This is a genomic window from Novosphingobium sp., from assembly GCF_049240505.1.
Taxonomy (GTDB): Bacteria; Pseudomonadota; Alphaproteobacteria; order Sphingomonadales; family Sphingomonadaceae; genus Novosphingobium.
This window is the reverse complement of sequence record NZ_JBMLSM010000203.1, coordinates 17,186-27,648: the sequence shown is the minus strand read 5'-3', so window position 1 is coordinate 27,648 and position 10,463 is coordinate 17,186. Positions and strand designations below refer to the sequence as shown.

The window sequence follows — 10,463 nt, the reverse complement described above, 5'->3', positions numbered from 1 at the left end:
CGCTCGCGCTCGACTTCAGCGCCTTTGATCTCGGTGCCTGGGGTGATCTTGCGGAACAGGGTTTCAGGATAGCCGCAATTGCGTGCGCGCGGCTTGACCTCGGCAAAGCCAAGCGCGCGTTCACCGTCCAGTTCGGCAACCGGGCGACCGACCTTGACCACGGTGTATGCCGCACCCACGCGAATGCGCTCGGCTACACCGGGGATGATGCGGTGCGTGCGCTTGATGCACCATGCCACGTCGCCTGGCTTCCAATCGTCGCTCATACGATTCCCTTCCATGCACGTTCAGCGATGTCCCGCGCCGATGGCGGGGCAGAGGTGTCAGCCTCCTTGGGGAAGTGCTTGCAGCCGATGTCCTTGCGGGTGTTGCACTTGGGGCAGGGGTCGCGATCGACGCGCGGCAGGTTCGCGATATCGCGCTGAGACTCCCTGCGTTCTGGTTGCCTGCTGGGCTTTACGCGCTCTCGGTTCGCCGTTTCGGTGAACGGGATACCGGCTTGGCGAAGCCAGTCGCGAAGGCTCGAAATGGGGACGCGCGACTCTATGGCAGCGTCCTTGAGGTTCTGGAGCCTGCGAAATGCAGCTATGGCCCGCTCCTTCGCGCGGACCTTGTTGGTTTGCCCCGTCACAGGTTTTCCTCTCCAATGAGTTCTTTGAGCACCGCGCAGCCGAAGTTCGTCAGGCCCCAGCCCTTGCTGGTCCGGGTCGGGTATTCACAAAGGCCGTAGGGTCGGAGCAGTTCAGCCACCGCAGCGCTTGCGCAGTGCGAATTGTTCTTGATGCACTGGGGGCTGAGCAGAACCACAACCACCTCATCAGGCAGTCGATAGGCCCATTCGCGTGGGTCTGGGATCGAACCCTTCCAGCGCTGGCGGTCCCGTTCCTCTCGCTCGATGGCGTCCATTTGCGCCTTCAGTGCTTCGTGCTTCACCGAGGGCCTCCGATGATGGGGCGAAGGACTTCCTCCTCCAGCCACGGGGGCGTGATGCCGTTCACGAGCAGGAAGTATGTCAGAACGCCAAGCGCAGCGGCTTCGTCATTCTTGCGGCAGACAAAGCCCAACTGGACGGCGCGTTCTTCGATCAGGTCGAGCAGGGTTTTGCGCTTGGTTCCGCGCTTTTGGCGGCCGATGAATTCCGACTGCCACGATGCACGATGAACACCCTGCAGGCGGCGCAGCCCGCGTTCGAAGTGGAACTTCTTCACCAGACCGAGCAGTTCGATCAGGATGTCATTGCCGGGGTTTGATGCACCGCCACGCTGTTGCGGCGTCAGGGGTGCCTCAAAGGCGATATGTTCGATGCCGAACACTCGCTGAAGCACGGTAAGGTTATGCTCCAGCTTCGAATGCGGCTCACCTTCGCGCGACCATTCGCTCTTGAGCCGCCATGCGCCGTGCGCAACGCTCCACGCGCCTTCGCCGTAAACCCGCCAGTTCTTGCTGACACGGCTCAGGCCCAAGACCTCAAGGGTCTGCAACCAATCTACGCGATTGGTTTCCAGTAGGCGTCGAATGTCACCGGGGACGATGATCGCCCACCCTGTCGATGACGCCGACACGTCTAAAGCCATAGTCTTCATTGGTATTCCCACCAGCGTCCATCTGCGGGGCGGTGGGAGTGCCACCGCCCTCTAGGAGAAGCTGGAGTTCAATTCAGGGCAGAGATGGCCGTGACCGAAGCCTTGCGCGGCTTTGAGGCTTTTGCCGCAACTTCCGGTTGCACTTCGTCCTGTGCTTCTGCGCCATCGATCGCATCGATCACCGCGTTGGCAGCGGCCATGAAGTCGTCTTCGCTGCCATCCGCGTCGGGCTGGACAGCTTCAGGCTTCGGACGGGCATAGCCATCGTCCTGCTGCGCCTGATCAACCAGATCGTTGAAGGTGTGGCGAACCAGTTCGCGGCCAGCCAGTTCATTCAACTGCCCGACCAAAGTGCGGATGAAGGCTTCCTGCTTACCGGCTTCCATCTCGTAAATCTTGAGCGCCGCCTGGTACGCGCCGGGCACCATGCCAAGCCGTTTCTTGACGAGCTTCATGGCAGTTGAAACGGCCTGCATATGCTCGGATGCTTGCGACCGGGCGGGCTTCACATCTTCGAAATAGACGCGCTTGCCGCCTTCGAAGTCCATCGTCTTCACTTCTTCGACCTGCTCGGTTCTTCTACGTCCTCGGGCCATATCGCCCTCCTTCTGATCAATGGTTGGTGAGGTAGGGGACGCTTAACGCCGGCCGTTTGGTGTGGGGTCGATGAGGATACCCCCGGCTCCAGTCGGCGCCTGCTCGGGAGCCAGTCGAACCCGAGCGCCCCTCTTTCGCGGCTACCTCAGCCCGCGCTGGAAACTTGCCTTGCCGTTCTGGTGACATCGGCCACCACTTCGGCGCGCGTGCGCAGCGGAGTGACCTTGAGGGCGTTCAGCGTCTTGTCGCGTGCCGCCGCATCAGCTTCGGCATTCTCGCCAGCCTTGGCCGCGCGCTTGTCTGCCGCCTTCTTCAGCGCGTTCTGCCGCTGCTTGGCCACGCGATCATGGAACTTCAGCAGTTCATCGCGCTCGCGGATGAGTTCGCCTTCGCGGACGCACTGGTCCTGCACATACTTCTGAAGGCCGGAAACGTGCTGTTCGGATTCCTTCAGCTTGCGATGCAGGCCGTAGGCCAGATGCCCGAACCCAACGGTTGCCGCGCCGAACACTGCGGCAGCGATCTGGTATGCTTCGATGCTCATTGATGCTGCTCCCGTCAATTTGCCGCACGGAGATCGCGGGCGGCGTGGTCGAGTTCGGACTTCTCGATGGTGGGGTGAATCTCGGGGCCTGCCGGGCTGTCCTTGCGGCGGGCGCGGGCCGACACGTTCACGTAGTTGAGTGCGCGCTCGAGCAGTTCGTCGTGATCAACCTCAGAGGGATCATGCGCAGCGAAACTGGTCGGCTTCAGCCATGCGGTGATGAAGTCGGGGCCAAGGAACGACATCAGCGAATGCAGCGCGCCTGCGGGCAGTGGTCGCCAGTCGGAATTATCCGGCCCAGCCATCGCGCACTCAATGACGCGATCCTTCACGCCCGCGCCGTTGGCGGCCTCCTTCACCGAGAAGCGCTTACCGCGCCCGATGAACATGCGCAGCGCACGGGCCTCTGCCTCGCCTGCTGCACTGCGGGAAACGAGAGGAATTAAGTCCGCAGACTGGCTATCCGACATGGCGTAAATCGATCCTATGGAAAGGAGATCAGGACTGTTCAGTGTGACTTCGGAGAATGCGCCCGGCTCTCGTGGGGAGATGCCGGGCGCTGCGACCCGCTGGGCGGGGGATCAGCTTGGGGGCGCACTCCGTCCGGGGGTGCGGTTTGACACCACACCCCCGTCCGTCATTCTGCGGTTGTCGAGACCAGCAGAAAGGGATTCGGGCGATGACCGAACAGGAAAAGATTGGGCTGCTGTGGGAACTGACCATAGAATTGGTCGAGGGGTACAGGCAGACCGTAATGGTGCTTCACGAACAAGGAGTGCTGCAGCCGCCCCTACGAGGGCCGATGCTGCTGCGCCTGCAACGTATCGCAGAAATGCTCGACGGCGCGACTTCCGCCGATCTGCCGCACGAGCTTCCAACTCATTTGCATACCACTGCCGTTCGGCTTCTACGTCAGCAGGATCGCGACCAGCCGCCAGAATAGCGGCAACGGTGGAGACGCGGGGCTTCTTAGCCATTGGCTTCTCCAATCTGACCAAAGTTGCGACCACGGTAGGCGGCGACTTCATCCGCGCCTGCGAGAAACCACTTCACATCGCCAGCCGGTCCCGTTTCGAGCGGCTTGATCGCATAAGCCGACAGGTCATCAGCAAGCGCGGAGGCGGGCGGATTGAGGTCCACATTGATGTGCGACTGCTCACCGAACTTGTCGGTCCAGACGTTGGGATCGCCATCAGGGCCGTTGAACAGAAAGCGGATCTGATCCTTCGGAACAGCTACCCAGATCGAAACCGGGCCACTGGAAACGGTCACACGATAGCAGTCAGGGTATTCCTGAACTGCAAGGCGGGTGCCCTTACGGTCCGTCAGGATGCGGGGGATGGGCGCAGTCATGCTTGCACCTGCGGGGGGGCGGCAAGTGCATCGAGATCGACGCCACCCTCAGCAGCGAATGCTTTTACGTCCTGCATTCTCCATTTCGGGATGCGGCCAGACTGCTTCCAAGAGGAAACAGTCGTTGGTGCGAGGCTCAGCGCGCGGGCGACGGCAACCGTGCCTCCAAGCGCTTCGATGATCTGGGCTGCGTTTGGCATGGCCATGAATTACGATAATCGTAAGTTTGGCGCAAGGGGTTGATTACGATGTCCGTTATATACGGATCATTACGATTTTCGCATGGTGTCCCAATGGTCACGCATGATGAAATCCTTGAGGAATTGCTGAAGCGCCTTCAGAAGCGCGGTGCGGCGGCTGCTATTGCCAGGCTGCTAGGCAAGCCAGATTCCCGCATAAGCGAACTCAAAAAGGGTGGACGCCGCATTCAGCAGGACGAGATGCCCATTCTTGCCGAATATTTCGGCATGGGTGAGGTGGCGCCTGAAAGCGAAACGAATGTCGTGTGGGTGCCCGTCATCGGCATTGCAGCCGCTGGCGCATGGCGTGAGGCTATCGAGGTGCCAGCATTTCTTGTACCACAGATACGAACACCGAATTGCAACAAAGCTTTTGCCGTCCAAGTCGATGGCGACAGTATGAACCTAATCCTACCAGAGCGCTCTTATGCTGTGATCGACCCAGACCAAAAGGAGCTTCGCCACAATCGGGTCTATCTCATCCAGAACGGCAATGGCGAAGCGACCATAAAGCGTTTCTGCAATGAACCCGCTAGGTTTGAGCCTGTTTCAGATAATCCTGAGCACAATGTGATTCATATCGGGGAGCACGATATTATCGTCATCGGTCGTGTTGTTTCGTTCACCAGCGATAGCGGACTTTAAAAAGCGGGGGTTGCAATGGAAATCTTCATTCTCGTTTGGTTTATATGCGGCTGTATTGGCGCGACCATAACGGCCAACAAATCCGACGATTTCTGGACTGGCTTCCTGCTTGGATTCTTTCTTGGCCCCCTTGGTGTGATCATCAGCCTGTTCGTCGGAAGCGAGAAGGACAAGGCGGCGAAGCTGCTCAATGATGGTGACCGCAAGAAGTGCCCGATGTGTGCGGAACTGGTCCAGCCTGAGGCCCTGATCTGCAAGCACTGCGGGCATAAGTTCGGGAATCTTGAAGAGTGGTTTGAGGAAACCCCGGCGTGAGATTCCGCTACAGGACCAGACGTGGCCTTGCCGAGATCGTGCCCCATCGCGGGCGCTGGGTGATCGTTTTTGCGGGTGAAGTGATTGAGCCGCACGCCTCACCACAATCTGCGGCAGAAGCCATCGCCAACGGCTACTGCTCCTTCGCCGGGGATGTGGACACATCCACGTTGGGCATCCCTGAAGACTTGAGCATGTGGGAAAGATCGGCATAGCCGTTCATCGCGTCGGGCAGGCATTCCAGCAGGAACTTCACGCTGTCTGCATCTAATCGCAGGCGAATGATTTCCTCTCCGACCTGAAAACCTACTCCAATGCCTTCTAGGAAAGAATCCCAGCGGCCAATGCTGGTAATCTTTGCTGGCGTTGCGGCGTGAGCACCTGACATTGACCATCTCCTTAGCCCCGCACCTGCGGGGTTTTCTGTGTGTGGAAAATGCTTCTAACGATTTGACTGCGACTGTTCCACGCAAATGTTACGAAAACCGTATTGACCTAATCTTACGATTATCGTAATTCCAGCGCACCGGATGAGCCGTAAGCGCAGACTCCGGCATCCCCACGCTGGAGGCCCCGATGGTCAGGCAGTATATCTCCCACAACCGCGACCGCGGTAAGAAGTTATTGGCCGAACTGAAAGAGTTCGAAGAGCGTGATCCTGAGGGATACGCTGCCTACATCGAAGAGACGCGCCAGCGCAGCTATCGCCTGTGTGGCCGCAATCCCGATGGATCGCGCAAGAAATGAGCGCGCTGATCACCCTCTTGGTCGCCACTGGCTGCTTCAGCTTCGGGACTGTGGTCGGTGCCCTTTGGGCTTGGCACAACGATGGAACCGACCCGGATTATGACCCGGCGAACTGGGGTGATCACCAGTGAGCGCGCCCGTCATCCGCACTGAGGGCGGCAATTACCGTCCCCGTGGTCACAACGCCTATATCGGCGGTGGCCTGCGGCGTGAGGAGCGCAAGCCAGCGCAGGCCCCCGGAAACCGCAGCTACATCGGCGCGGGCACCTTCCATTCCAGCAATGACATGGCCGCCGTGGTCGAACGGCGTGAGCGCGAACTGCTGCGCCGTGAACTCTGGCTCAACTGCGAACGCGCGCCGTTTGAAAGGATTTTCCCATGAGCAAGGCATTGAAGGTCGAGAAGCCCACTCCGATTGCGCAGCTTGCGCAGGAGGCATTCGAGAAGGCCGGGGGCGACATGCCGACCGCTGCTGATGAACTTGCTGCTCTGGTGATGAATGATCGCAAGCTGTCCGCAGAAATCATGCCGGTGGCGATGCGCGCTTGGGCCGCAGAAATGGTCCGAACCTATGCCGCGAACATGCGGGTGAAGGCCATCGCTTCATTGTCGCAGGACATGACCCAGCGCGGCGGGCGTCTTCGTGTTGCCCTCGCTGCTACCCTGTTTGACTTCCCGCTTCCGGGCGGAAAGCGCCTTGGCGATGCCAACGGCTCGGAGATCCGGGACGGGGCAGGGGCCTACAAGGAACAGGCCGCTGACATGAACCACAAGGCCCGCTGGCTTGAAGCCGTGGCTGATCGCGTCGGCACCGCAAATCGCGCCGATGCCGCTCTCACCCTTCCTGAATTGGAAGCCCTTTTCGAGGAGGCAAAGAATGCTTGAATCCTCTCACCAGTTTGACCCGGCCAGTCTGCCTCCGACACCCTCTCTTGAGCTGCCGGGTCAACCTTATTCCGTGCGGCCATCACTGGAATGTAACCCTGGAGCGATTTGCCGCACGGATACCTCATTCACTCCCGGCCTCCCGAGCGCTGCTAATACCCACCCCGTCATTGCCGGGAGTGAACCTGACTTCGCCATCGGCCAGAAGGGGCTCGCAAACCTAACCGGGAATGCCGATGGCGAACCTGAATGGTGCCGGCTAGAGGATTCGAACCCCTCACCCCCTGATTACAAATCAGGTGCTCTACCAAATGAGCTAAGCCGGCCTGCGCAATGCAGCGCGCCTTTAGCGCCAGAATCAGGTGAAGGTCCAGCCCTTACTGATGATGGCGAAACGACTTCCACCCCCGGCCTAAGTTTTGCCGATACCCTGCATCGCAGCGCTAGGGGTGGTTCCGAATTCAGCGAGGGCCATGTGGGCACCGTTATCCAAGGTAACAATGCCCTCGCTGAAACCTTTCCCGATGTCGGCCACCCTGTCTGCGAAACCCGCCTTCCCGCCGCCGACATCGGGGAAACTTTGGCCCTAATCGTAGAGAACTGGCGCGCTCGCCAAGACTTCCTCCGCGCCCGAATGAGGCTGGAGTTGCAGGCTCAGGCAGTGTGCCGCCGTTACTGCGATGGGGACCGGGAAGAGGCTGCGAAACTTTGGGCCAAGGTCAAGAAGGACAGCAGCCACGAACTGATGGTCTGGCTTGAGCCTTACATCCTCGCGATGGTTCCGCTCGACGCGGCAAAGCACAAGGTCGAACTGAAGCTGGCGAAGCTGGCAAAGAAGCTGCCGGTCTATGATTGGGCCAAGGGCGTGCTTGGTTTCGGTGATGTCTCGCTTGCTGCGGTGGTCGGGGAATGCGCCATCGGCCCCGGCGAGTATCGCACCGTTTCGGCGCTGTGGAAGCGCATGGGAATGGCCGTGTTCGACGGGCAGCGCCAGCGAAAGGTGTCGGGCGATGCTGCCATTGAGCAGGGCTACAACCCCACGCGCCGCTCGCTGATGTGGAATATCGGCTGCTGCCTGATCAAGGCGCAGATCCGCAGCGAGAAGGATGAGAAGGGCAAGAAGGTCGAAGGCAGCGAGTATGCCATCGGCGAATACGGCCAACTCTATCTCGACCGGAAGGCTTACCTTCGCGAGCGCACCGCTTCCGATGAGAAGCCGATGCCGCCCTTCATGCTGCACAAAAACGCTCAGCGCTACATCGAGAAACGCCTCCTGAGGGAACTCTGGAAGGCGTGGCGACGGGGCGGGCCGATGATGGTTTGCAACCCCAATCAGGAGAGCCCGTCCCCGTCATTCACCGCTGCCGACGCGGTGCCTGAGGCCGACCCCTCGCTCAACTGACTTTCCCCACCAGCCTACCCCACGAGGCCCCACATGACAGTTCAAGCCGAAATCCTGCCACCTGAGTCGCAGGACATCATCGAAGCCGTCGCCCAAGATCCGACGCTCGCAATTCTCGATCAGGCCAAGGCCACCGCATTTCTCGAAAAGGTTCGCGAGTTCACCGGAACGATCGGTGAGGTCGATATGGCCAAGGCCAAAGACCGCGATGCTGTGCGCACCATGTCGGCCCGCGTGACCAAGGCCAAGACCGGCATCAACCGCGCCCGTCTTGGCATGACCGAGGAACTTCGCACCAAGGTTGCCGAGATCAATGCTGCCGGGAAGGCTGTGATCGAAGGGCTTGAGCAGATTGCCGACGAAGTTCGCGCGCCGCTCACTGCATGGGAAACTGCCGAGAAGGAGCGCGAGGCGCTGGTCGAAGCCACCATCGCCAAGATCAAGGTCGCAGCACTGGTCACGATCTCCGACACGTCCGCATCGGTCGCGGCGCGCGGCAATGAGATCTTCGAAACCGAGATCGACCCCAAGGTCTTCCTGAAACGCACCGATGAGGCCGAGGAAGCCAAGACGGCGACCATGAAGGCGTTGCACGAGGCGATGCACTTCATCCGCGAGCGCGAGGAAGCGAAGGCCGAACTGGACGCCATGAAGGCCGCCGAGGCCGCACGGCTTGCCAAGGAAGCCGAGGAACAGGCCGAGCGCGATCGCAAGGCCCGTGAAGAACAGGCCGCTCGTGAAGCGAAGGAGCGCGAGGAACGGCTCCAGCAGGAAGCTGCCGACCGTGCCCGCAAGGAAGCAGAGGATGCAGCCGAGCAGCAGCGCCTTGCCACCGAACGGGAAGCACAGCGCAAGATTGATGAGGCCAACCGCCGCGCCGAGCAGGCAGAGCAGGAAAAGCAGGCTGAACTTGATCGCATCGCCGCCGAGCAGGCCGCAGCCCAGCGCAAGGCCGATGAGGAAGCCGCTGAGCAGGAGCGCCGCGAACGCAGCCGCAAGCATCGCCAGACCGTTATGGGCAAGATCAAGGCCGACATCATCGAGCACGGCGCTGTCACCGAAGCCGAGGCTGCTGCCATCGTGAAGGCAATGGTCGCGGGTAAGGTGGCCCACGTCACGGTGCAGTTCTAATGACGGTAAACCCGTTCAAGAATCCGTTCGCGCCGGGGTGGCAGGACAACATGCGGCCTTTCGAGGATACCCCGAAGGCCGCAGCCGCCCCGAAGTCGGAACCGGTGGTGCCCTGCATCACTGAACCCGGCGCCTACCCCGACATCGATGGCGAGGTCTATCACCAGTTCGAAATCTGTGATGCACCTTCGATCAGTTCGACCGGCCTCAAGCTGATTTCGAGCAAGTCGGCATATCACTACTGGTATCAGAGCGGACTGAACCCGAAGCGGCCCCAGCAAGAGCAGAAGACGCACTTCAACCTTGGCAAGGCCGTGCATGACCTTCTGCTGCTGCAGGACTTGTTCCCCAAGAACTACTTCATCCTGCCCGAAGGCTATGACGGCAGGCTGAAGCGGTGGGCTGATGCCAAGGATGAGCGCGAGGAAGCGTTGCGCTCTGGCGTACCTGTCCTCACGTTCGACCAGCACCGCATGGCCTATGAGATGGCCAACCAGGTCGAGAACAATGATCTGGCGAAGGCGCTGATCGTCTCGGGCATCCCTGAAATGACGCTTGCGGCGAAAGACCCGGTGACGGGCGTTTGGCTGCGCTCAAAGCCCGACATCCTGCCCGATACGAAGGACATCATCCCCGATGTGAAGACCACGCGGGATGCCAACCCTTCCACGTTCGAAGGGCAGGCGACCAATCTGGGCTATTTCCAGTCAGCCGCGCACTACATGGACGTGATCGACCTCGTTTACGGCCCATCCGAAGGCAAGCGCCGGTTCGTCCTGATCGCGGTCGAGAGCACGCCGCCGCACCTCGTGCAGATCTACCACTTGGATGATGAGAGTATTCAAATGGGCCGGATGCTCAACCGGAAGGCAATCAACACCTTTGCCGAATGCCTGAAGTCGGGCGTGTGGCCGGGTTACTCCAAGCCCGAAAACCCCATTCTTCCGCTGCAAATGTCACCTTGGGCGCAAGCCCAGATCAACCGTCGCATCGATAGCGGCGAACTCTCTTGGGAGGGCTGA

19 protein-coding genes and 1 tRNA gene are annotated in these 10,463 nt (G+C 60.3%); 10 read left to right on the top strand and 10 right to left on the bottom strand.

The features are described from left to right. From ACOVQ0_RS16520 to ACOVQ0_RS16495, 6 genes are all read right to left on the bottom strand, one after another. A partial coding sequence (locus tag ACOVQ0_RS16520; RefSeq protein WP_421886895.1) for a hypothetical protein occupies positions 1-266 on the bottom strand: 266 nt, incomplete at its 3' end. Positions 267-627: 361 nt separating this feature from the next. Further along, complete coding sequence (locus ACOVQ0_RS16515; protein WP_421886892.1) at positions 628-933, bottom strand: hypothetical protein; 306 nt, start codon at positions 931-933, stop codon at positions 628-630. After that, complete coding sequence (locus ACOVQ0_RS16510; protein ID WP_421886888.1) at positions 930-1,583, bottom strand: hypothetical protein; 654 nt, start codon at positions 1,581-1,583, stop codon at positions 930-932. Before ACOVQ0_RS16510 ends, ACOVQ0_RS16515 begins: the two co-directional genes overlap by 4 nt. Before the next feature lie 68 nt (positions 1,584-1,651). Then, positions 1,652-2,179: a hypothetical protein gene (locus ACOVQ0_RS16505; protein WP_421886885.1), complete on the bottom strand. Its 528-nt coding sequence runs from the start codon at positions 2,177-2,179 to the stop codon at positions 1,652-1,654. 146 nt (positions 2,180-2,325) lie between these two features. Further along, positions 2,326-2,724, bottom strand: a complete 399-nt coding sequence (locus tag ACOVQ0_RS16500; protein ID WP_421886883.1) for a hypothetical protein — start codon at positions 2,722-2,724, stop codon at positions 2,326-2,328. Between the two features lie 14 nt (positions 2,725-2,738). Further along, complete coding sequence (locus tag ACOVQ0_RS16495; RefSeq protein ID WP_421886881.1) at positions 2,739-3,194, bottom strand: hypothetical protein; 456 nt, start codon at positions 3,192-3,194, stop codon at positions 2,739-2,741. A 209-nt stretch (positions 3,195-3,403) separates the two neighbouring features. Between ACOVQ0_RS16495 and ACOVQ0_RS16490 the strand changes: the two genes are divergently transcribed. After that, positions 3,404-3,667 (top strand): hypothetical protein, encoded by a 264-nt coding sequence (locus ACOVQ0_RS16490; RefSeq protein ID WP_421886878.1) that lies wholly within the window; start codon positions 3,404-3,406, stop codon positions 3,665-3,667. 26 nt (positions 3,668-3,693) lie between these two features. Here the strand turns inward: ACOVQ0_RS16490 and ACOVQ0_RS16485 are convergent, their stop codons facing one another. After that, positions 3,694-4,077, bottom strand: a complete 384-nt coding sequence (locus ACOVQ0_RS16485; RefSeq protein ID WP_421886875.1) for a hypothetical protein — start codon at positions 4,075-4,077, stop codon at positions 3,694-3,696. After that, positions 4,074-4,277, bottom strand: a complete 204-nt coding sequence (locus ACOVQ0_RS16480) for a carph-isopro domain-containing protein (protein ID WP_421886872.1) — start codon at positions 4,275-4,277, stop codon at positions 4,074-4,076. The genes ACOVQ0_RS16485 and ACOVQ0_RS16480 overlap by 4 nt, the downstream gene beginning before the upstream one ends. A gap of 93 nt (positions 4,278-4,370) precedes the next feature. Between ACOVQ0_RS16480 and ACOVQ0_RS16475 the strand changes: the two genes are divergently transcribed. Together ACOVQ0_RS16475 and ACOVQ0_RS16470 are read left to right on the top strand one after the other, a co-directional pair. Next, positions 4,371-4,961, top strand: coding sequence for a S24 family peptidase (locus ACOVQ0_RS16475; RefSeq protein WP_421886870.1), 591 nt, complete (start codon positions 4,371-4,373; stop codon positions 4,959-4,961). 15 nt (positions 4,962-4,976) lie between these two features. Then, complete coding sequence (locus ACOVQ0_RS16470) at positions 4,977-5,276, top strand: zinc ribbon domain-containing protein (RefSeq protein ID WP_421886868.1); 300 nt, start codon at positions 4,977-4,979, stop codon at positions 5,274-5,276. Between the two features lie 133 nt (positions 5,277-5,409). On the opposite strand, the gene ACOVQ0_RS16465 is transcribed toward ACOVQ0_RS16470, so the two are convergent. Beyond that, positions 5,410-5,664, bottom strand: coding sequence for a hypothetical protein (locus ACOVQ0_RS16465; protein WP_421886866.1), 255 nt, complete (start codon positions 5,662-5,664; stop codon positions 5,410-5,412). 188 nt (positions 5,665-5,852) lie between these two features. Between ACOVQ0_RS16465 and ACOVQ0_RS16460 the strand changes: the two genes are divergently transcribed. The 4 genes from ACOVQ0_RS16460 to ACOVQ0_RS16445 are packed head-to-tail and all read left to right on the top strand — an operon-like array spanning position 5,853 to position 6,908. Further along, positions 5,853-6,023, top strand: coding sequence for a hypothetical protein (locus ACOVQ0_RS16460; RefSeq protein WP_421886864.1), 171 nt, complete (start codon positions 5,853-5,855; stop codon positions 6,021-6,023). Next, positions 6,020-6,154 (top strand): hypothetical protein, encoded by a 135-nt coding sequence (locus ACOVQ0_RS16455; RefSeq protein WP_421886862.1) that lies wholly within the window; start codon positions 6,020-6,022, stop codon positions 6,152-6,154. The genes ACOVQ0_RS16460 and ACOVQ0_RS16455 overlap by 4 nt, the downstream gene beginning before the upstream one ends. Next, positions 6,151-6,405 (top strand): hypothetical protein, encoded by a 255-nt coding sequence (locus tag ACOVQ0_RS16450; RefSeq protein WP_421886860.1) that lies wholly within the window; start codon positions 6,151-6,153, stop codon positions 6,403-6,405. The genes ACOVQ0_RS16455 and ACOVQ0_RS16450 overlap by 4 nt, the downstream gene beginning before the upstream one ends. After that, the gene (locus ACOVQ0_RS16445) at positions 6,402-6,908 is read left to right on the top strand and encodes a hypothetical protein (RefSeq protein ID WP_421886858.1); all 507 of its coding nucleotides are present in this window, start codon (positions 6,402-6,404) and stop codon (positions 6,906-6,908) included. The genes ACOVQ0_RS16450 and ACOVQ0_RS16445 overlap by 4 nt, the downstream gene beginning before the upstream one ends. 250 nt (positions 6,909-7,158) lie before the next feature. Here ACOVQ0_RS16445 and ACOVQ0_RS16440 read toward each other — a convergent pair. Beyond that, positions 7,159-7,234 (bottom strand) — tRNA-Thr (locus tag ACOVQ0_RS16440). 308 nt (positions 7,235-7,542) lie between these two features. On the opposite strand from ACOVQ0_RS16440, the gene ACOVQ0_RS16435 reads away from it, so the two are divergent. From ACOVQ0_RS16435 to ACOVQ0_RS16425, 3 genes are read left to right on the top strand one after another with little or no spacing between them, the layout of a single operon-like run. Next, positions 7,543-8,310 carry a hypothetical protein gene (locus tag ACOVQ0_RS16435; protein ID WP_421886855.1) on the top strand — a complete coding sequence of 256 codons (768 nt, stop codon included), beginning with the start codon at positions 7,543-7,545 and terminating at the stop codon, positions 8,308-8,310. A gap of 33 nt (positions 8,311-8,343) precedes the next feature. Then, complete coding sequence (locus ACOVQ0_RS16430; RefSeq protein ID WP_421886852.1) at positions 8,344-9,441, top strand: hypothetical protein; 1,098 nt, start codon at positions 8,344-8,346, stop codon at positions 9,439-9,441. Then, on the top strand, positions 9,441-10,463 hold the full coding sequence (locus ACOVQ0_RS16425) for a PD-(D/E)XK nuclease-like domain-containing protein (RefSeq protein WP_421886850.1): 1,023 nt from the start codon (positions 9,441-9,443) through the stop codon (positions 10,461-10,463). Before ACOVQ0_RS16430 ends, ACOVQ0_RS16425 begins: the two co-directional genes overlap by 1 nt.

What these genes read in the sequence shown, in the direction of transcription:
- ACOVQ0_RS16455 (WP_421886862.1), top strand. Translation starts at nt 6,020, where the DNA reads ATGAGCGCGCTGATCACCCTCTTGGTCGCCACTGGCTGCTTCAGCTTC.
- ACOVQ0_RS16480 (WP_421886872.1), bottom strand. Translation starts at nt 4,277, where the DNA reads ATGCCAAACGCAGCCCAGATCATCGAAGCGCTTGGAGGCACGGTTGCC.
- ACOVQ0_RS16505 (WP_421886885.1), bottom strand. Translation starts at nt 2,179, where the DNA reads ATGGCCCGAGGACGTAGAAGAACCGAGCAGGTCGAAGAAGTGAAGACG.
- ACOVQ0_RS16460 (WP_421886864.1), top strand. Translation starts at nt 5,853, where the DNA reads ATGGTCAGGCAGTATATCTCCCACAACCGCGACCGCGGTAAGAAGTTA.
- ACOVQ0_RS16495 (WP_421886881.1), bottom strand. Translation starts at nt 3,194, where the DNA reads ATGTCGGATAGCCAGTCTGCGGACTTAATTCCTCTCGTTTCCCGCAGT.
- ACOVQ0_RS16435 (WP_421886855.1), top strand. Translation starts at nt 7,543, where the DNA reads ATGAGGCTGGAGTTGCAGGCTCAGGCAGTGTGCCGCCGTTACTGCGAT.
- ACOVQ0_RS16470 (WP_421886868.1), top strand. Translation starts at nt 4,977, where the DNA reads ATGGAAATCTTCATTCTCGTTTGGTTTATATGCGGCTGTATTGGCGCG.
- ACOVQ0_RS16510 (WP_421886888.1), bottom strand. Translation starts at nt 1,583, where the DNA reads ATGAAGACTATGGCTTTAGACGTGTCGGCGTCATCGACAGGGTGGGCG.
- ACOVQ0_RS16465 (WP_421886866.1), bottom strand. Translation starts at nt 5,664, where the DNA reads ATGTCAGGTGCTCACGCCGCAACGCCAGCAAAGATTACCAGCATTGGC.
- ACOVQ0_RS16475 (WP_421886870.1), top strand. Translation starts at nt 4,371, where the DNA reads ATGGTCACGCATGATGAAATCCTTGAGGAATTGCTGAAGCGCCTTCAG.
- ACOVQ0_RS16500 (WP_421886883.1), bottom strand. Translation starts at nt 2,724, where the DNA reads ATGAGCATCGAAGCATACCAGATCGCTGCCGCAGTGTTCGGCGCGGCA.
- ACOVQ0_RS16430 (WP_421886852.1), top strand. Translation starts at nt 8,344, where the DNA reads ATGACAGTTCAAGCCGAAATCCTGCCACCTGAGTCGCAGGACATCATC.
- ACOVQ0_RS16490 (WP_421886878.1), top strand. Translation starts at nt 3,404, where the DNA reads ATGACCGAACAGGAAAAGATTGGGCTGCTGTGGGAACTGACCATAGAA.
- ACOVQ0_RS16425 (WP_421886850.1), top strand. Translation starts at nt 9,441, where the DNA reads ATGACGGTAAACCCGTTCAAGAATCCGTTCGCGCCGGGGTGGCAGGAC.
- ACOVQ0_RS16485 (WP_421886875.1), bottom strand. Translation starts at nt 4,077, where the DNA reads ATGACTGCGCCCATCCCCCGCATCCTGACGGACCGTAAGGGCACCCGC.
- ACOVQ0_RS16445 (WP_421886858.1), top strand. Translation starts at nt 6,402, where the DNA reads ATGAGCAAGGCATTGAAGGTCGAGAAGCCCACTCCGATTGCGCAGCTT.